At 74.0% G+C, this 18,450-nt stretch carries 12 protein-coding genes and 3 pseudogenes; 10 read left to right on the forward strand and 5 right to left on the reverse strand.

What is annotated here, in order from left to right; genetic code table 11:
- Window positions 1-10: 10 nt before the first annotated feature.
- Together ACFYR0_RS24130 and ACFYR0_RS24135 are read right to left on the reverse strand one after the other, a co-directional pair.
- On the reverse strand, window positions 11-1,774 hold the full coding sequence (locus ACFYR0_RS24130; protein WP_389331654.1) for an FAD-dependent oxidoreductase: 1,764 nt from the start codon (window positions 1,772-1,774) through the stop codon (window positions 11-13).
- Between the two features lie 17 nt (window positions 1,775-1,791).
- Entirely contained in the window at window positions 1,792-3,720 is a 1,929-nt protein-coding gene (locus ACFYR0_RS24135; RefSeq protein ID WP_389331657.1) for a maleylacetate reductase and hydroxyquinol 1,2-dioxygenase domain-containing protein, read from the reverse strand.
- Between the two features lie 524 nt (window positions 3,721-4,244).
- Here ACFYR0_RS24135 and ACFYR0_RS24140 point away from each other — a divergent pair.
- The 7 genes from ACFYR0_RS24140 (at window position 4,245) to ACFYR0_RS24170 (ending at window position 10,020) form a co-directional block, all read left to right on the forward strand.
- Window positions 4,245-4,910, forward strand: coding sequence for an ArsR/SmtB family transcription factor (locus tag ACFYR0_RS24140; RefSeq protein WP_389331660.1), 666 nt, complete (start codon window positions 4,245-4,247; stop codon window positions 4,908-4,910).
- Window positions 4,907-5,650 (forward strand): SRPBCC domain-containing protein, encoded by a 744-nt coding sequence (locus tag ACFYR0_RS24145; RefSeq protein ID WP_389331663.1) that lies wholly within the window; start codon window positions 4,907-4,909, stop codon window positions 5,648-5,650. Before ACFYR0_RS24140 ends, ACFYR0_RS24145 begins: the two co-directional genes overlap by 4 nt.
- A gap of 109 nt (window positions 5,651-5,759) precedes the next feature.
- Window positions 5,760-6,332, forward strand: a complete 573-nt coding sequence (locus ACFYR0_RS24150; protein WP_389331666.1) for a dihydrofolate reductase family protein — start codon at window positions 5,760-5,762, stop codon at window positions 6,330-6,332.
- Between the two features lie 414 nt (window positions 6,333-6,746).
- Window positions 6,747-7,580, forward strand: a complete 834-nt coding sequence (gene modA / locus ACFYR0_RS24155) for a molybdate ABC transporter substrate-binding protein (RefSeq protein ID WP_389331669.1) — start codon at window positions 6,747-6,749, stop codon at window positions 7,578-7,580.
- Window positions 7,577-8,425 (forward strand): ABC transporter permease, encoded by an 849-nt coding sequence (locus tag ACFYR0_RS24160; RefSeq protein WP_389331672.1) that lies wholly within the window; start codon window positions 7,577-7,579, stop codon window positions 8,423-8,425. Before modA ends, ACFYR0_RS24160 begins: the two co-directional genes overlap by 4 nt.
- Complete coding sequence (locus ACFYR0_RS24165; protein ID WP_389331675.1) at window positions 8,422-9,504, forward strand: ABC transporter ATP-binding protein; 1,083 nt, start codon at window positions 8,422-8,424, stop codon at window positions 9,502-9,504. The genes ACFYR0_RS24160 and ACFYR0_RS24165 overlap by 4 nt, the downstream gene beginning before the upstream one ends.
- A gap of 96 nt (window positions 9,505-9,600) precedes the next feature.
- Entirely contained in the window at window positions 9,601-10,020 is a 420-nt protein-coding gene (locus ACFYR0_RS24170; RefSeq protein ID WP_389331678.1) for a molybdopterin-binding protein, read from the forward strand.
- Between the two features lie 11 nt (window positions 10,021-10,031).
- Here the strand turns inward: ACFYR0_RS24170 and ACFYR0_RS24175 are convergent, their stop codons facing one another.
- Window positions 10,032-14,171 (reverse strand): molybdopterin-dependent oxidoreductase, encoded by a 4,140-nt coding sequence (locus tag ACFYR0_RS24175; protein WP_389331845.1) that lies wholly within the window; start codon window positions 14,169-14,171, stop codon window positions 10,032-10,034.
- Between the two features lie 607 nt (window positions 14,172-14,778).
- On the opposite strand from ACFYR0_RS24175, the pseudogene ACFYR0_RS24180 reads away from it, so the two are divergent.
- From ACFYR0_RS24180 to ACFYR0_RS24190, 3 genes and pseudogenes are all read left to right on the forward strand, one after another.
- A pseudogene (locus ACFYR0_RS24180) lies at window positions 14,779-16,032 on the forward strand (FUSC family protein); the annotation flags it as partial.
- 647 nt (window positions 16,033-16,679) lie between these two features.
- A pseudogene (locus tag ACFYR0_RS24185) lies at window positions 16,680-17,177 on the forward strand (ArsB/NhaD family transporter); the annotation flags it as partial.
- A gap of 4 nt (window positions 17,178-17,181) precedes the next feature.
- On the forward strand, window positions 17,182-17,673 hold the full coding sequence (locus tag ACFYR0_RS24190) for a universal stress protein (RefSeq protein WP_389331681.1): 492 nt from the start codon (window positions 17,182-17,184) through the stop codon (window positions 17,671-17,673).
- A 32-nt stretch (window positions 17,674-17,705) separates the two neighbouring features.
- Here the strand turns inward: ACFYR0_RS24190 and ACFYR0_RS24195 are convergent, their stop codons facing one another.
- Together ACFYR0_RS24195 and ACFYR0_RS24200 are read right to left on the reverse strand one after the other, a co-directional pair.
- Window positions 17,706-18,146, reverse strand: a complete 441-nt coding sequence (locus tag ACFYR0_RS24195; protein ID WP_389331684.1) for an OsmC family protein — start codon at window positions 18,144-18,146, stop codon at window positions 17,706-17,708.
- A gap of 9 nt (window positions 18,147-18,155) precedes the next feature.
- Window positions 18,156-18,362, reverse strand: a pseudogene (locus tag ACFYR0_RS24200) (hypothetical protein); the annotation flags it as partial.
- Window positions 18,363-18,450: the final 88 nt, after the last annotated feature.

Consider the following 18,450-nt stretch of genomic DNA (forward strand, 5'->3'; position numbering starts at 1 on the left):
CCGCCCCCCTCTAGCGCGACAGCACCCGGCGCAGGGCGCCGAGCAGTTCGTCCCGGGCCGCGTCCCCGGTGCCGGGTGCGGTGGCCCGCCGCCAGGCGATGTGGCCGTCGGGGCGGACGAGCAGCACACCGTCCTCGGCGATCTGGGACACCCGGCTCCACTCGCCGTACGCGTCACGGGAGGTGTCGTCGCCGACGCGCACCAGCCGCAGGGGGACGCCGAGTTCGTCGCGGCAGGCGGCGGCCGCCGTGTCCCACACTCCGCCGGACAGGCCGGTCAGCACGGTGAAGGAGCCGTCACCGACCACGTCCAGCGTGGAGACCTTCTCGCCGTGCGCGTCGACGAGCCAGGCGTGCGGGAGCTTGGCCCCGGGCCGGGTCGTCGGCTGGTGCACCAGCTCCCGGTCCTCCTCCCACACCTCGTCGGGGCCGTCGTCGGGGAGCACCGCGGAGGAGACGTAGCGCTGGTTCATCTCCACGCCGTGCGCGTTGAACTCGTAGTTCTTGAGCTGGATCGCCTCTTCGAGGAGGCGCCGCTTCTTGGCGCCCTCCAAGGTCCGCGCCCGGATGCCCTCGAGTCCCTCGGCGATGGCGGACGTGTCGCCGCCGCCGGCCACGCCGAGCACCTCGAAGATCGGGCCGAACTGGTCCCGGCTGAGGTTGGCCCGCTCGACGATCTGCCGCCCCACGGGGGCGCGTTCGGCGCTGTAGGTGTCGAGCAGCGCCGCTCCGGCCTCGCCCCGGATCACCATGGCGAGCTTCCAGGCGAGGTTGTAGGCGTCCTGGACGGAGGTGTTGGAGCCGAGGCCGTTGGACGGCGGGTGGCGGTGCACGGCGTCACCGGCGCAGAAGACCCGCCCGGTCGCGTACGCGCTGGCATAGGCGTGGTTGACCGTCCACAGCGAGGTGGAGGTGATCTCCACCTCCAGTTCGGAGTCGCCGACCAGGTCGCGCACGATCCGTCGCGCGGACTCCTCGTCCACCTGAGGGGGCGGCTGCTCGATGTCGTAGCCCCACACCAGCAGCCACTCGTTCCAGGGCCGGACCATGCGGACCAGGCCCATGCCGATGCCACCGGTCTCCGCGCCCGGCTGGAGCACCCAGTACAGGACGCTCGGGCGGTGGGCGACGTAACGGGTCAGGTCGGCCTTGAAGACGATGTTCATGCTGCCGGCCTTGGCCATGCGCCCGTCGAAGGGCAGGCCGAGCTGCTCGGCGACCGCGCTGCGCCCGCCGTCGGCGCCGATGAGGTAGCGGGCCCGCACGGTGAACTCGTCGCCGCGCACCCGGTCGCGCAGCAGGGCCGTGACGCCGTGCTCGTCCTGGGTGAAGCTGAGGAACTCGGTGTCGAAGCGGACCTTGGCGCCGCGCGAGGCCGCGTTGTTCACCAGGATCGGTTCCAGGTAGGTCTGCGGGAGGTCGATCATCTCGCAGGGGCTCTTGGCGCCGTACTCGGTGGCCGTCGAGGGCCCGGTGCCCCAGCTGCGGATGCGGCCTATCTCCTCCCCGGCGAGCGCCGTGCACAGCACCGTGTCGCCCATGATGCGGGAGGGGCTGCCGAAGGTCAGGGCCTCGGACTCGACGCCGAGGTCGCGCAGCACCTCCATGGTGCGCTGGTTGGTGATGTGGGCCCGCGGGGTGTTGGCCAGCCAGCCGTACTTGGTGACCAGCAGGGTGCGGATGCCGTAGGTGGCGAGCAGCAGGGCGGCGGCGCCGCCGGCGGGGCCGCTGCCGACGACGAGGACGTCGGTGTCGTACGTGTCGGTGGAAGTCATGGGCGGGCGCTCCTCGGTCATCCGGCCTGGGGGGCGAGACGGAAGGTGTAGTCGAGCCGGCGCCACTCGCCGTCGACCTCGCGGCCGTCGGGGGTGGGGCCGCTGTGCGGGGTGAAGTCGACGACGAGTTCGTGCTTGACGCCGAAGACGGTGTCGCTGTCCAGATACGCGCCGCCGGACACGAACAGCTGGGTGACCAGCCGGCGGTGGCCCGGCGCGTCGAGCATGAAGTGCAGGTGCGGGGCCCGGTAGGGATGCCGGCCGGTCGCGTCGAGCATCTGCCCGACCGGGCCGTCCCCGGGGACCGGGTACTCGCAGGGCAGGATCGACCAGAAGGTGATCCGCCCCTCGGAGTCGGTGCGCAGCCGGGCGCGCAGCACCGGCCCGTCGAGGTCGGGCAGCTGGACGTCGTAGAAACCGTCCTCGTTGGACTGCCACACGTCCACCACGGCGTCCTTGAGGGTCTCGCCGTCGGTGTCGGTGACCAGGACGTCCACCCACAGCGGGGTGCCGTGCAGCCCTCCGGAGATGTCACTGCCGTGCACGGCCTCGGGCGGTCCCTCGACGTAGAAGGGGCCGAGCACAGCCGACGGAGTGGTGTCGGGCGTACGGGAGTTGGTGAGCAGGTCGACCGCGCTGGAGATGCCCAGCGTGTCGGACAGCAGCACGAACTCCTGGCGGGTCGGGCCGCAGTTCTGCCCGGTCCGGGTCAGGAAGTCGACGGCGTACTGCCATTCGGCGTCGGTGACGTCGTTCTCGGCGACGAAGGCGTGCAGATGGCGTACGAGGCCGCCGAGCAGGGTGCGCACGCGGGGGTCGGGGGTCCGCGCGAAGCTGGCCACGACCTCGTCGGTGAGCCGGGCGAGCTGGGCCCGGGTCGAGGGCGGGCCCTGCGGGCGGTGCCCGTGCCAGGCCTCGGCCAGCAGCTCGGCGATGCCCTCGCCGGTCAGTTCGCGCGGGTTGGGGTACGGCGTCGAGGTGGCCAGTTCGGCGGCGGGGGCGAGGCCGGACTCCGGCATACCGAGTTCGCGCAGCGAGGTGGGTCCGCCGAGGGAGACGATCAGGTCGTACACACCGCCGGGGGCGTCGGGCACGCCCAGCGCCTCGGCCACGCGGCTCATCACCTCGGGGACCGCGGGCGCGTTGTAGGCCATGGCGTGCGGCAGCACCACGGTGTGGGTCGCGGCGTGCGGGAGGCCGAAGCCGCCGCCGAGGGTGTGGCACAGCTTGTGGTGCAGGCCCATGCCGACCGTGGCGAGACAGGTGCCGGCCAGCCAGGCGGCCTGCAGCAGGTCGGCCCGTGCCTCGCGGTCGGCCGGATCCGCGGCCAGGCGGGGCAGCGCGCCGGCGATGCGGGAGACGGCGTCGAGGGCCTGCCGGTCGGTGACGGGGTTGGCGTCGGCGGAGTACAGGGCCTCGACGGCGTGGGCGAGGGCGTTGATCCCGCTGGTGACGGTCAGGGACAGCGGCAGGGCGAGGGTGAGGTCGACGTCGTAGACGACCGTCTCGGGCAGGATCGCCGGGGAGGACCGGGTGACCTTCCGGCCGTCCCGGGTCTCGCCCAGCACGGGTGTCACCTCGGAGCCGGCGTAGGTGGTCGGCAGGACGAGCTGCGGCAGATCGGTGCGTACGGCGAGGGCCTTCGCGAGGCCGGTCGTGGATCCGCCGCCGAGGGCCACGATGCCGTCGGCCCCGGCTTCGGTGAGCACGTCGAGCGCCCGCTCCGTCACCTCGACCGGGGTGTGCATGGCCGCGCCGTCGAACTCCGCGGCGAGGAGGTCGCCGAGCACGTCGCGAAGGCGCGAGGCGGGCTCCGCCACGGCCGGGCCGGCCAGGAGCAGGACCCGCGAGCAGCCGAGCCGTTCGACCTCCTCGCGGACCCGGCCCACCGTGCCGGATCCGAAGACGACCCGTGAGGGACGGGATGTGTAGCCGAATGTCCGCATGGAGCAGTCCTCCGCGTTTTCGTCCGGGATGCGGCGGTCGCTTGCACCACCGAGTATGCGAAGGCCGGCGCCGCGAGGCGGCGCATGAGCCGCTCGTGTGTCAGGTCAGGACCCTCGTGTGTCAGGTCGGGGCCGACGCGCCTGGGTTTGCACCGATACGGCGGGCCGGGCGGGGCGGATCCATCGGACGGGCCGGGTGGGCCGGGACGGACCGGGCGGGTCCACCGGACGGGCCGGGCGGGCCGGGACGGACCGGGCCAGGACGGACCGGGACGGACCGGGCGGGTCCACCGGACGGGCCGGGCGGGCCGGGACGGACCGGGCCAGGACGGACCGGGACGGACCGGGCCAGGACGGGCCGGGCGGGCCGGGCGGGGCGGGCGGGCCGGGCGGGGCGGGTCCACCGGGTGCCGCGAACGGCGCGGCACTCCCGGCACTCCACTCCCGGCACACTCCCGGGACTCGGACTCGCCGACAACTTTTCTTTCCTTGACAATTCTTCCTGTCGGCTCGATCCTGGAACGGTGCTGGACGTCGCTGTGATCGAAGAACCCGCCGCGGCCGAGGCGTCACTGGACCCGATCAGGTCCCGGATCCTCGCCGCCCTTGCCGAGCCCGGCTCGGCCGCGATGCTGGCCGCCCGCCTCGGGCTGCCACGACAGAAGGTCAACTACCACCTCAAGGAACTGGAGCGGCACGGCCTGGTGGAACTGGCCGAGGAACGGCGCAAGGGCAACGTCACCGAGCGGGTGTTCCACGCCACCGCCGCCTCGTACGTGATCTCCCCCAGCGCCCTGGCCGCCGTCAGCCCCGACCCCTCCCGGGCGCCCGACCAGCTCTCGGCCCGCTGGCTGCTGGCGCTGGGGGCCCGGCTGGTGCAGGAGGTGGGCACCCTGCTGACCGGCGCGTCCCGGGCCGGCAAGCGGGTCGCCACCTTCGGCATCGACGCGGAGGTGCGGTTCGCCTCCGCGGCCGACCGCACGGCCTTCGCCGACGAGTTGTCCCAGGCCGTTGCCGCGCTGGTCAGCCGCTACCACGACGAGTCCGCGCCCGGCGGCCGCAGCAACCGGGTCGTCGTCGGGCTCCACCAGATCCCCGGGACCGCGAGCCCGGCAGGCCGGCCCCCGGCCTCCGGCGCCGCACCGGTCCAGGGGACCGCATCCGCACCGGAACAGGAGACGCGAGAATGACCCACCCGTTCGAGATCGAGCTGGAGATCACACTGCCGGCGAGCCCGGACCAGGTCTGGGAGGCCATCGCGACCGGCCCCGGGGTCGACTCCTGGTTCATGGGGCGCAACGAGATCGAGCCGCGCGAGGGCGGGGTCTCCGCGATGACCGTCGGCGGTCAGCGGGAGGAGGCCGTCATCAGCGCCTTCGAGCCCGGCAAGCGCCTCGCCAGCCGCACGGCCGCCGCCGAGGACGGCCGCTTCATGGCCTTCGAGTACCTGATCGAGGGACGTGAAGGGGGCAGCACCGTGCTGCGCGTCGTACACAGCGGTCTGCTCGGCGACGACTGGGAGGACGAGTACGACGCGCTGCGCCGCGGCTGGCCCTTCCACCTGCACACCCTCCACGAGTACCTGGCGCATTTCACCGGGCGCACGGGTGTCCCCGTCTTCGCGGTGACGCCTTCGGGCGAACGGCCCGCGCGGGAGGTCCGCGAGGCCCTCGTCCGGGGCCTGTCCCTGCCGGGTCCGGTCACGGCGGGCACTCGGGTGCGGGCCGCACCGGCCGGGCTGCCACCGCTGGACGGCGAGGTGACCTGGGCCGACGACGAGCGCTTCGAACTGCGCACCGCCGACGGGCTCTACACCTTCCACCACGGCTCCGGCGTGGTGCTGGTGTTCCATCACCTCTTCGCCCCGGCCCCCGACGGCACCGACCCGGACACCGCGTGGCAGCACTGGCTGAGCGCCCTGTTCGCCTGACACCCGCACGCACGCGGCCGGCGTACGCCCGCCCCGCACACATCACATCTCACGCACCGCACAACCGCACACGTCACGCACCGCCCACCCGACGAACCGAGGAACTCCGATGCGCACTCTGATCACCACGGCCTTCATCTCGCTCGACGGCGTCGTCGAGGCACCCGGCGGCGAGGCCGGTTACCGCAACTCCGGCTGGACCTTCAAGCACACCGACTTCCTCCCCGAGGCGTTCGAGATCAAGGGCCGGGAGCAGAAGGAGGCCGGCGCGATGCTGCTGGGCCGGGTCAGCTACGAGGCGTTCAGCCCCGTGTGGCCCGCCATGGAGGAATTCGCCGACTACAAGGAGATGCCGAAGTACGTCGTCTCCACCACCCTCGGTGAGGACCGGCTCGTCGAGGGCTGGGGCGAGACGAGCATCCTGCGCTCCCTCGACGAGGTCGCCGCCCTGAAGGAGACCGAGGGCGGCCCGATCATCGTCCACGGCAGTGCCACCCTGCACCAGGCGCTGTCGGACGCCGGTCTCGTCGACCGCTACCACCTGCTGGTGTTCCCCCTGCTGCTCGGCGCGGGCAAGCGCCTGTTCTCCACCACCGACAAGGACGCCCAGAAGCTTCGGCTGGTCGAGCACGAGGCCTACTCCAACGGCGTCCAGAAGCAGGTCCTCGACGTGGTCCGCTGACGCCCCTGACCGCGGCCGGCGCTCACCGCGCCGGTGCGTAGCCGCCGTCCACCCGGATCGTGTCGATGGCGCTGATGTACCGGGCCCGCCCCGGCCCCCAGCACCAGCTGGGGGCCGGGGCGGTCGAGCGGTGCGCCGTCGAGCACGACCGTACCCGACCCGGCGACCCGTATAAACGCACATGCGAGGCCAGCATCGAGAATAGTCGGCTCATGCGAAGAGACAGGAGACTTTCCCCTCGCACTTGCGGCAATATGATCGGCGCATGCGCACCCATCGGATCAGGGACGCGGCCACCTCGCCCGGTGTCGGCGCCGACACCGTGGGGCGGGCGGCCGGGGCCGTGATCGGGACGGCCCGAGAGGCCGTCGAGAGACACCGCGTCCGTCGAGGACCAGAGGGAGTGGACCCGTGATGACCCGTTCCGCGCGCCGGACCCGCCGTACGCTTCGCACGGCCGGCGTCGGCGCCGCCGCGCTGCTGGCCCTCAGCGCCTGCTCCTCGTCGGACTCGGACAGCTCCGCCGAGTCGGACTCCACCGCGTCGGGCTCCGTCTCCGGCGAAGGCGAACTGTCCGGCGAGGTGACGGTGTTCGCCGCGGCGTCGCTCAGGGAGAGCTTCACCGAGCTGGGCAGGCGGTTCGAGAAGCAGCACCCCGGCACGAGGGTCACGTTCAGCTTCGCGGGCAGCGACGCGCTCGCGGCGAGCATCACCGGCGGCGCCCCCGCCGATGTCTTCGCCTCGGCCAGTCCCAAGACGATGAAGATCGTCACCGACGCGGGCGGCGCCGCGGGCACACCCGTCACCTTCGTGCGCAACCAGCTGGAGATCGCCACCTTGCCGGGCAACCCGGACAAGATCGGCTCCCTGAAGGATCTGACGGAGTCGGATCTCAAGGTCGTGCTGTGCGACAAGGCCGTGCCGTGCGGCGCCGCCGCGCAGAAGGCCCTGGACGCGAGCAGGCTGAAGCTCACGCCGGTCTCCTACGAGGAGGACGTCAAGTCGGCCCTGAACAAGGTCGTGCTGAAGGAGGCCGACGCCGCGGTCGTCTACAAGACCGATGTGAAGGCCGCGGGTGACAAGGTGGAGGGCGTGGAGTTCCCCGAGTCGGCCGACGCCGTCAACGAGTACCCGATCACCCTGCTCAAGGAGTCGGAGAACACCGGTACCGCCGAGGCGTTCATCGCGCTCGTGCGGTCCGCCGAGGGCCAACGGGTCCTGGGTGAGGCCGGGTTCCTGAAGCCGTGAGCCCGCTCGATCCGACCGGCGCCGCGACCGGCCCCCGCACGGGACGGCCGCGGCGGCGCCGCACGCGCGCGGGCGCCCCGCCGGCCCTGCTCGTGCCCGCGCTGATCGGCCTGGCGTTCCTGGTCCTGCCGCTCGTGGCGCTGCTCGTGCGCGCCCCCTGGCGGAGCATGCCCGAGCTGCTGACCAGCCCCGAGGTGTGGCAGGCGCTCCAGCTGTCCCTGATCTGCGCCACCGCGGCGACCGCGGTCAGTGTGGTGTTCGGGGTGCCGCTGGCCTGGCTGCTGGCCCGGGTCGACTTCCCCGGGCGCGGTCTCGTGCGCGGTCTGGTGACACTGCCGCTCGTCCTGCCCCCGGTGGTGGGCGGCGTGGCCCTGCTGATGGCGCTCGGCCGCAACGGGGTCGTGGGCCGGTGGCTGGACTCCTGGTTCGGGGTCACCCTGCCCTTCACCACCGCCGGTGTCGTGGTCGCGGAGGCGTTCGTGGCGATGCCGTTCCTCGTCATCAGCGTCGAGGGCACCCTGCGGGCCGCCGACCCGCGTTACGAGGAGGCCGCGCAGACCCTGGGCGCCTCCCGCTTCACCGCGTTCCGCCGGGTCACCCTGCCGCTGATCGCGCCGGGCATCGCGGCGGGCGCCGTGCTGGCGTGGGCGCGTGCGCTGGGCGAGTTCGGCGCGACGATCACCTTCGCCGGGAACTTCCCCGGCCGTACGCAGACCATGCCGCTCGCGGTCTACCTGGCCCTCCAGAGCGACCCGGAGGCGGCGATCGCACTCAGTCTGGTCCTGCTCGCCGTGTCGATCGCGGTGCTCGCGGGGCTCCGGGACCGCTGGATGACCGCCTCATGACCGACACGGAGAAGGCCACACGCGTCGCCGTCGGGGACGACCAGGGGCTCGACGCCCGGCTCGTCGTCGGCCTCGGCTCCTTCACGCTCGACGTGACGCTCACGGCGGCGCCCGGTGACGTGGTGGCGCTGCTCGGCCCGAACGGGGCCGGCAAGACCACCGCCCTGCGGGCCCTCGCCGGTCTGGTCCCGCTGTCCGGCGGCCGACTGCGGCTGGACGGCGTGGAGCTGGACGGGCTGCCGCCGGAGTCCCGCCCGGTCGGTGTCGTCTTCCAGGACTACCTGCTGTTCCCGCATCTGTCGGCGCTGGACAACGTGGCCTTCGGGCCGCGCTGCCACGGCACGGGCAAGGCGGAGGCCCGCGCGCAGGCGGCCGGGTGGCTGGCGCGCATGGGGCTCACCGACCACGCGGGAAGCAAGCCGCGCAGGCTCTCCGGCGGCCAGGCCCAGCGCGTCGCCCTGGCCCGGGCGCTGGCCACCCGGCCCGGGCTGCTGCTGCTCGACGAGCCGCTGGCCGCCCTGGACGCCCGCACCCGGCTGGACGTGCGCGCCCAGCTCCGCCGCCATCTGGCCGACTTCGAGGCGGTCGCCGTGCTCGTCACGCACGATCCGCTGGACGCCATGGTGCTGGCCGACCGGCTCGTGGTCGTCGAGGACGGCCGGGTCGTGCAGGAGGGCACCCCGTCCCACATCGCCCGCCATCCGCGCACCGACTACATCGCGCAGCTGGTCGGCCTCAACCTCTACCGGGGGCAGGCCCGGGGGCACACCGTCCGGGTCGACGACGGGCCCGGGATCACGACGACCGAGGACCTCACGGGCCCGGTGTTCGTCGCCTTCCCGCCCGGCGCGGTCACCCTGCACCGCGAGCGCCCCACCGGCTCCAGCGCCCGCAACCTGTGGCGGTGCGAGGTGGCCGGCCTGGAGACCCACGGCGACCAGATCCGCGCCGACCTCACGGGCGAGCTCCCGCTGACGGCCGATCTGACCACGGTCGCCGCGGCCGAACTGGACCTGCACCCCGGGGTCACGGTGTGGGCGACGGTGAAGGCGGCCCAGACACACGCGTACCGCGCCTGAGGAACGGGCCGGACGGGCCGGGCGGGCTAGGGTGCGTCGCGAAGAACGCGAAACACCCGAAACCGCCACATTCTCCCGTCTGCGAGGCGTCCGACCATGAGTCTGAGCATCCGCAACCAGATCCCCGGCACCGTCACCTCCGTCACCCCCGGCGAGGCCATGGCCACCGTGCGGGTCCGCCTCGTCGGCGGTCAGGACGTGACCGCCGCCGTCACCGTCGACGCCGTCGGCGAGCTGGGACTCGCCCCGGGCTCCGCCGTGCACGCCCTGGTCAAGGCCACGGAGGTGGCGCTGGCCACCGGCCCGGTGGACGGTCTGTCCATCCGCAACCGGCTGCCCGGCACCGTGCGCGCGGTCTCGGCGGGCGCCGCGATGGCCACCGTCCGGGTCGCCGTCGAGGGCGCCGAGCTGACCGCCTCGATCACCAAGGACGCCGTCACCGACCTCGCCCTGGCCGAGGGCACCACCGTCACCGCGCTGTTCAAGTCGACGGAGGTCTCCCTCGCGACCGTCTGACGGGGCGGGACTCAGTACACGTCCCGCACGTAGCGCTTGTCGGCGGCGAGCTGCTTGACGTACGCCGCCGACTCGGCCTCGTCCAGTCCGCCGTGCACGGAGACGACGTCCCGCAGGGCCCGGTCGACGTCCTTGGCCATGCGGGAGGCGTCTCCGCAGACGTAGAAGTGGGCGCCGTCCTGGAGCCAGGACCACAGCAGCGGGCCGTGCTCGCGCATCCGGTCCTGCACGTAGACCTTGGCGCGCTGGTCCCGTGAGAAGGCGGTGTCCAGCCGGGTGAGCGTGCCGTCGGCGAGGAAGCCGGACAGCTCCTCCTCGTAGTAGAAGTCGGTCGCCCGGTGCTGCTCGCCGAAGAACAGCCAGTTCGGGGCGCGGTGGCCGCGGGCCCTGCGCTCCTCCAGGAAGCCGACGAACGGCGCGACCCCCGTGCCCGGGCCCACCATCACCGCGGGGACGGACGGGTCGGCGGGCACCCGGAAGTGCGGGGCGCGCTGGACACGGACCGGCACGGGCGTGCCCGGCTCGGCGTCGGCGAGGAAGGGGGAGCACACGCCCTGGCGGGCGCGGCCGGCCAGGTTCTCGTAGCGGACGACCGAGACCGTCAGGGAGACCAGGCCGGGGTCGGTGAGCGGGCTGGACGATATGGAGTACATCCGGGGCTGGAGGCGTCCGAGCACCTCGGCCCACTCCTGGGCCGCGGCGCGCAGGCCGAACTCGGCCGCCACGTCGACGGCCTGACGGCCCCAGGACCACTGGGCCAGCCCGTCCTTGTTGTCCGGGCGCAGCAGCTTGCGCAGTTCGCGCGGGTCGCGGGTGCGGTCGGCGGCGAAGCGCAGCAGGTCGGGGGTGACCCGGGTGATGTCCAGATGGCGGTGCAGGGCCTCGGCGAAGGTCACCTCGCCGGCGTTCCTGACCTGGACGGCCGTGTCCGCGTCGAGTCCGGTGACGGCCAGCCACTCCGTGACGAGGTCCGGCCGGTTGACCGGGTGCACGGCGAGGGCGTCGCCGGCCTCGTAGACGAGCGGGGTGTCGCTGTCCCGGGTGTCGAAGGTGAAGCGCCGGACCTCCTTGCCCGCGCCGGGCAGGCTCAGCAGCCGGTTGCCGGTGAGCCGGGCGGTGAGTACGGCGGGGCGGCCGGCCCTGGGCGCCGCCGGCGCGGCGGGGGCCTGCGGCGCGGGCGTGGGTGCGTGCGCAGCGGAGGCGGGGGCGGGGGCCTGTGGCGCGGGTGCGTACGCCGCGGGGGTGGCGGCCTCGGAGGTCTTCAGGGCGGTGCTCACCTGGTCCAGCCAGGCCGCCGCCTCCGTCTCGAAGTCTGGCTCGCAGTCGGTGCGCGGGGCCAGGCGTTCCGCGTCCAGCTCCGCCAGCCGCAGGTCCAGCCGGCGGCCGTGGCCGCAGAAGTCGTCGTAGGAGGAGTCCCCGAAGGCCAGCACGGAGTAGCGCAGGCCCTTCAGGCGCGGGGCGTCGGCCGCGGCGAGGGCGTCCCAGAAGACGGTGCCGTTGTCCGGGGCGTCGCCGTCGCCGAAGGTACTGGTGATCAGCAGCAGGTCGGCGTCGGAGGGCAGCGCCGCGAGGTCGGCGTCCTCCATGGGCAGCAGGGCGGCGGGGTGGCCGTCCGCGCCGAGCCGCTCGGCCGTGGCGTTCGCGAACTCCTCGGCGTTGCCGGTCTGCGACGCCCAGAGCACGAGCACCTGGCGGCGCGGCGGGTCCCCGGGCCGGGCCGCGGTACCGGAGAGACCGCCGGGGGCGGGGGCGGCGGAGGTGTCGGTCCTGGCGTACATCCCGGCCAGGACGCCGTTCACCCATACCGCGTGCTCGGGGCTGAACGGGGCGTCGGGCGGCAGGACGGGGACGCCCGGGACGCCGTAGGGGATGCCCGCGAGGAAGCCGGTCAGATAGAGCCGCTCGTGGTCGGCGAGGACGGGGGGCGGCGGGGCGAGCTCCAGTCCGAAGGGAGAGGGGGTCACGGACGTCGGGGTGAGGGCCGGGCCCGCGGCGAGCGCCGGCACGGGCGCGGGCGTCGCGGCCCACGCCGGTTCGCCCGTGAGCGCGGGGGTCCGCACCGTGACCGGCGTGGCCGCCTTCGTCAGCGACACCGCGCACACCTTGAACTCGGGCTGGAAGGACAGCGGGTCGACGGCGTCGCTCGTCACGGCGTTGACGCTCAGGTACTCGCCGAACAGGTCGTTCCAGTGGAACGGGGCGAAGCAGCAGCCCGGCCGCACTCGGTCGGTGACGACCGCGGGCAGCACGGCCCGGCCGCGCCGCGAGGCCACCTCCACCGAGTCGCCCTCGGCGAGGCCCAGCGCGGCGGCGTCCTCGGGGTGCACCTCGACGAAGGGACCGGGGTTGAGCTTGTTCAGCTTGGCGACCTTGGCCGTCTTGGTCAGGGTGTGCCACTGGTGCTGGAGGCGGCCGGTGTTGAGGACGAACGGGTAGTCGTCGTCGGGCATCTCGGCCGCGGGGATGTGCGGGCGGGCGTGGAAGACGGCGCGGCCGCTCGGGGTCGGGAACGTGAGGGTGCCGTCCTCGCCGAGGTAGCGGATCGGGTTGCGGTCGGGGCCGTCCTCGCTCGCGGCCGGCCACTGCACGGGCGTGGCGCGCAGCCGCTCGTAGCTCACTCCGCGCAGGTCCCAGCCGGTCACCGGGTTCCAGGCGCGCTTGAGCTCCTCGAAGACCTCCTCCGCGCTGTCGTACGCGAAGCCCTGGCCGTAGCCCATCGCGCGGGCCACGGCGGCGATGATCCGCCAGTCCGCCATCGCCTCGCCGGGCGGGTCCGCGGCGGGGCGCGCGAGGGTGAGGTTGCGCTCGCTGTTGATCAGGACGCCCTCGGTCTCGGTCCACAGCGCGCCGGGCAGGACGACATCGGCGTACGCGTTGGTCTCGGTGTCGGCGAACACGTCCTGGGTGACGACGAACTCGGCGGCCTCCAGGCCCTCGATGACGGTCTTGCGGTTGGCGACGGAGGCGACGGGGTTGGTGCAGACGATCCAGCAGGCCTTGATCTCGCCGTCGGTCATCTTCTGGAACATCTCGACCGTGCCCCTGCCGACGCCGTCGGCCCGCACGGTGCCCGGCTGGAGCTGCCACAGCTCCTCGACGAAGGCCCGGTCGGCGTCGGCGAGCACCGAGCGCTGTCCGGGGAGGCCGGGCCCCATGTAGCCCATCTCGCGGCCGCCCATCGCGTTGGGCTGTCCGGTCAGGGAGAACGGGCCGCTGCCGGGGCGGCAGATGGCGCCGGTGGCCAGATGCAGGTTGACCAGGGCGTTGGTGTTCCAGGTGCCGTGCGTGGACTGGTTCAGGCCCATGGTCCAGCAGCTCGTCCACTCCCCCGCCTCGCCGATCAGCCGCGCGGCCTCGCGGATGTCCTCCTCGGGTATGCCGGTGATCTCGGCGACGGTGGCGGGCGGGTAGTCGGCGAGGAAGCCGGGCATCTCCTCCCAGCCCTCGGTGTGCGCGGCGATGAAGCCGGGGTCGGTGTGCCCGCCAGCGTGCAGCAGGTGCAGCAGGCCGTTGAGCAGGGCGAGGTCGGTGCCCGGCCTGATCTGGAGGAACAGGTCGGCCTTGTCGGCGGTGGCGGTGCGCCGGGGGTCGACGACGATCAGCCGGGCGCCCGCCGACTTGACCCGGTCCATCATCCGCAGGAACAGGATCGGATGGCAGTCGGCCATGTTCGAGCCGATGACGAGGAAGACGTCCGCCCGGTCGAGGTCCTGGTACGAGCCGGGCGGGCCGTCGGCGCCGAGGGACAGCTTGTAGCCGGTGCCGGCGCTGGCCATGCACAGCCGCGAGTTCGACTCGATCTGGTTGGTCCGCACGAAGCCCTTGGCGAGCTTGTTGACCAGGTACTGCGCCTCCAGGCTCATCTGGCCCGACACGTAGAACGCGAGGGCGTCCGGTCCGTGCTCGTCGACGATGCGGCGCAGCCGGGCGGCCGTCTCGGCGACGGCGTCCGCCACGGGCACGGGACGCGGCTCCTCGCCCCGGTCCGACCGCACGAGCGCGGTGCCCAGCCGCCCGGGGGCGGCGAGCATGTCCGCGGTGGTCGTCCCCTTGGTACACAGCCGTCCGAGGTTCGCCGGGTGCTCCTTGTCCCCCGTCGCCTTCAGCACCGTACGACGCCCGTCCGGCCCCATGCCCACGTCGAGGACCATGCCGCAGCCCACCCCGCAGTAGGAGCAGACCGTCCGCACCTTCGTCGTCCCCTCGGTGCGCGAGCCCGGCACGGCCACGGGCGCCTCCTTGCTGTACTCGGTCCATCGCCACTGGTCCCGACGGTACGCAGCGCTTATTACGCCGATGTCTCCTGATCCGATCTTGAAGGGTTAAGGGCGGCGCACAGGGCGGGGCGGGCGGGCGTGAACTCCCCGCGCCGCCGCCCGGGCGGCGCCGCCGGGCGGGTGCCGTGGCGGGCGGGTGCCGTGGCGGGCGGGTGCCGTGGCGGGCGAGGTGGGTGATGCTGAAGGGGTGTGGGGTGTCCCGGCCGGGTGGACCCCGGCGGCCTATGCCGCTTCCGGGCGGCGCGCGGTGCGTGTGGCGTCGGCCGCGGCGGCCGGCTTCTACCTCTTCCGCTACGGCCTCGACCGGCCCGTCGCGGCCACCTACGCCCTGTTCGCCGCGGTGGCGCTGGGCGGGCTGTCCAGGATTCCGGGCACGGGACGGGAGCGGGCCGGGATCGTCCTGCGGGTGCTGCCGGTGTGCTGGGTGCTGGTGGTCGTGGGCACCTGTCTGTCGGTACGGACCTGGAGTGCCGTCGCCGGCATGCTGGTGGTCGGCTTCGCGCTGGCGTTCGCCGCCGTGGGCGGTCCGCGTCCGGCCGGGGTGGCGCCCGGCCTGCAGCTGCTGTACATCCTGCCGTCCTTCCCGCCGTACGATCCCGGTTCGCTCGACGACCGGCTGATCGGTACGACGACCGGGCTGGTGCTCCTGGCCGCCACCGAGGCGCTGCTCTTCCCCGAGCCCTCCCCCGTGCCGTACCGGGAACGGGCGGCCCGTGCCGCGCTGACCGCCGGGCGCTGCGCGCGACTGCTCGCCGAGGCGCCGTACGTGCTGCCCGGCGCGGACCGGCGAGGGGCGCTGGATGCCTCGTCGACGCTGCGGGCGCTGAAGGTGCCCGAGGCGGAACGCCCCGCCGGGCCCGGCGTCCGCCATCGCGCCCTCGCGCACACCGGCCTCGCCACCAGGACCCTGCTCAACCGTCTCGCGCGGCTGCCCGCCCCGCCCCGCGCGCCGGAGCGCGAGGTGACCGCCGTGCTGGGCGCGGTGGCGGAGCTGGCCGGGGCGAGCACGGACTGTCTGCGGGCGGGGCCGTCGCCGACGGCAGCCTACGAGGCGCTGACGGTGGCGCACGACCGTCTCTCGGACCTGTCCGCGGGCGGTACGGCCCGCGCCCGAAGCTCCGGCTTCCCGCCCGCCGTGCTGCGCGAGCACGCCGCCGTGCTGGAGATCGCCGATGCCGCGCTGACCCTGGGCGCGGCGGCCGACCGGGCGGTCCGGGGCCGGCGTGCCGCGGTGGAGGTGTCCGCGGAACGGTTCTGGTACGCCTCGGTCCCTGCGCCGGTCCTGTGGTGGCACCGGGTCCGCGGCCACGCGGGGAGCCGTTCGGTGCTCTTCCAGAACGCGGTGCGCATCGCGCTGGCCCTCACGGCGGCCCGGCTCGTCGCCGGTGTGGACACGCTGCCGCACGGCTTCTGGGCGATGCTGGCGACGCTCACGCTCACCCGGACCACCCTGGACGCGACCTGGCAGACCATCCGCCTCGCCCTGGCGGGCACCCTGGCCGGGGCACTGCTGACGGCGGTGACACTGACCCTGGTCGGCACCGACACCTCGTTCTACGCCGTGGCGCTGCCGCTGTGGATGCTGTTCGCCTTCACCGTCGGGCCGGTGCGCGGCGTCGGCTGGGCCCAGGGGCTGTTCACCGTGCTGGTGTCGCTGGTGTTCGCGCAACTGGCGCCCGCCACCTGGGAGCTGGCGGAGGTGCGGGTGCTCGACGTGCTGGTCGGGAGTGCGATCGGCGCGGTCTTCGGTGTGCTGGCCTGGCCGCGCGGCGCGCACGACGAGCTGCGGCACGCGGGTGCCGAGCTCCTGCGCAGGGCGGCCGAGGTGGTGGTGGCGACCGGGGCGTCGCTGACCGGTGGCGGGGCGGTGGCCCTGCCGTCCGGCGCGCCCGGTCACCGGTCGCTGCATCGCACGCTGATCCTCGCGGAGTCGGCCTACGCGCAGTTCCAGACCGAACCGAACCACTTCGGCGGCACCGCGCACGGTACGGCCTCGCCCGGCACCGGCCGGCGGGCCGCGGCCGCGCGGGTGGACTGGCAGGCGACCCTCATCGCCGGTCACCACACGCTGTGGGGCTCCGAACGTCTGCTGGAGCCATCCCCGGCCGGGCTGTCGCACCCGGCGGCCGACTCGCTGTCCCGGCTCGGGGACCGGGTGGCGGCGCGGATGCTGCTGGTCTCGGCGTCGCTGGACCCCGGCGCGGACACCCCGACCGCGCCGCCGCCCCAGGCCACCCCGGACCGCACGGAGTTCCTCGCGGAGCCGCCGGGCGCGCCCCGCCCGTACTTCGCGACCGTGGCGTGGCTGGAGTCGCTGGCGGCCGACCTGACCCGGATCGCGGGCGGCGAACCCGGGCCGGCGGACGAGGGACCGGCCCGTGCGGCCGGGCGGTGCGCGCGCTGGCCCGGCGCCGTACCGGCCCGAAGGCACTGCTGGCCTCGGCCTCGGTGCCGTTCCTGGCGTTCGTTCTGGCGCTGGGCGTCGTGGTGCGCGCGGTCGTCGACAACGGGCTCGACACGGCGCTGGGCCGGGTCGTCCCCGACGGCACCGGGCTACCCGCGCGGCTGGGGATCGCCGCGCTGGCCGCCGTACTGGCCAACCTGATCAACAATCTGCCCGCGGTGCTGGTGCTGCTGCCGCTCACGGCTCCGTCCGGACCGGGCGCGGTGCTGGCGGTGCTGCTCGGGGTGAACATCGGGCCGAACCTCACCTACGCCGGGTCGCTGGCCACGCTGCTGTGGCGGCGGATCGTGCACGCGCACGACGGCGAGGTGGAGTTGAAGGAGTTCACCCTGCTGGGGCTGTACGCCGTTCCGGCGAGCCTCGGCGCGGCGGTACTGGCACTGTGGGCCTCACTCGCCGTGTTCGGAGGAGGCTGACTCCATGCCCGTGGTCGTCTGGATCGTCGAGGGCACCTGGCCCGCCTGTGTGGACGCCGCACTCACCCAGGTGCCGGGGGACGCCGACATCGTCCTGCTCCACGTCACCCCGGCGGACGTGCCGGGCGCGGCACACGGCGCCTTCGCGGGGCTCCTCGGCCGCGGTCACCCCGAGCGCGACCCGGGCACCCGCATGGAGCACCTCGCCGCCACCTCCGCCCGGCAGCTCCTCCAGGCGGCGGCCGACCGGCTCGGCCGCCCCTGCACCCTCACCGAGCGCACCGGGCGCGTCGAGCACGAGGTCGTGACCGCCGCGCAGCACGCCGATCTGCTGATCCTGGCCCGCGACGGCGACCACACCCATCTGGGCCCGCACAGCCTCGGCCGGGCGGGCCGCTTCGTCGTCGATCACGCCCCGTGCCCCGTGCTGCTGGTCTGGCCCGAACCGGCCCCGGGCCTGACCTCGCTGCCGTCCCCGCCGCCCGACCCTCACTGAGCGCGGGTTCCGGTCAGGGGGCGCGGCGGTGCTCAGCCCTCCTCGACCGTGACGGTGACGGGCGTACCCGTCTCCACGGTCCGGCTGACCGTGCACAGCCGGTCGTGGGAGGTCTTCACGGCCCTGGGCAGGATCGCCCGGGCCCGCTCGGCGCCCTCGCCGTCGGGGAAGGACACGGAGAAGGTGACCCGGAGGTCGGTGAGCCGGTTGCCGAGGTCGTCGCTGATCTTGTGGCCGCTCGCCGCGATGGTGAACCGGTCCGGCTCGGCGTGCCGCCCGGTGGCCACGTCCACGTCCACGGCGCTGCAGCCGGCCAGCGCGGCCAGCAGCAGCTCGACCGGCGTGAACTCGGTCTCCGCGTCGGGGTCGGAGGAACTGCCGAAGGCGACGGTGCCGCCGCGGGCGTTCGTGGCCACGAAGCGGCCGGTGCCGGTGCGCTCGACGGTGACGGAGCGAAGGGTGTTGTCGGTCATGCCGCGACCCTAACGCCGTACCACCGGATACCCGCCATGACCGGCCCCGGCCCTTCGACCCTGGTGCGGCGGGCGGACCGTGAGGATCTGTTCGGCGTGGCCGACGGGGCCGTCGAGGTGGTGCGGGACGCTGCCGGTGAGGCCCTGGCCGGTCGGGCCGAAGGTGACGGTGGTGTCCAGGCCGGTCCAGGGGCGCCGCGACCGGCGGTGCGGATGGCCCCTCGGAGCACGCACCTGACGCCGCAGAGGCCGCAGGGCCGGGGGCCCACCGAGAGCGGGCCTTCGGCCGCTCGGCCGACGGCCC

Source organism: Streptomyces sp. NPDC005017, from assembly GCF_042873115.1.
GTDB lineage: Bacteria > Actinomycetota > Actinomycetes > Streptomycetales > Streptomycetaceae > Streptomyces.

Coding starts and splice junctions, on each gene's coding strand:
- ACFYR0_RS24130 (WP_389331654.1), bottom strand. CDS start 1,774: ATGACTTCCACCGACACGTACGACACCGACGTCCTCGTCGTCGGCAGC.
- ACFYR0_RS24135 (WP_389331657.1), bottom strand. CDS start 3,720: ATGCGGACATTCGGCTACACATCCCGTCCCTCACGGGTCGTCTTCGGA.
- ACFYR0_RS24145 (WP_389331663.1), top strand. CDS start 4,907: ATGACCCACCCGTTCGAGATCGAGCTGGAGATCACACTGCCGGCGAGC.
- ACFYR0_RS24150 (WP_389331666.1), top strand. CDS start 5,760: ATGCGCACTCTGATCACCACGGCCTTCATCTCGCTCGACGGCGTCGTC.
- modA (WP_389331669.1), top strand. CDS start 6,747: ATGACCCGTTCCGCGCGCCGGACCCGCCGTACGCTTCGCACGGCCGGC.
- ACFYR0_RS24165 (WP_389331675.1), top strand. CDS start 8,422: ATGACCGACACGGAGAAGGCCACACGCGTCGCCGTCGGGGACGACCAG.
- ACFYR0_RS24170 (WP_389331678.1), top strand. CDS start 9,601: ATGAGTCTGAGCATCCGCAACCAGATCCCCGGCACCGTCACCTCCGTC.
- ACFYR0_RS24175 (WP_389331845.1), bottom strand. CDS start 14,171: ATGGTCCTCGACGTGGGCATGGGGCCGGACGGGCGTCGTACGGTGCTG.
- ACFYR0_RS24190 (WP_389331681.1), top strand. CDS start 17,182: ATGCCCGTGGTCGTCTGGATCGTCGAGGGCACCTGGCCCGCCTGTGTG.
- ACFYR0_RS24195 (WP_389331684.1), bottom strand. CDS start 18,146: ATGACCGACAACACCCTTCGCTCCGTCACCGTCGAGCGCACCGGCACC.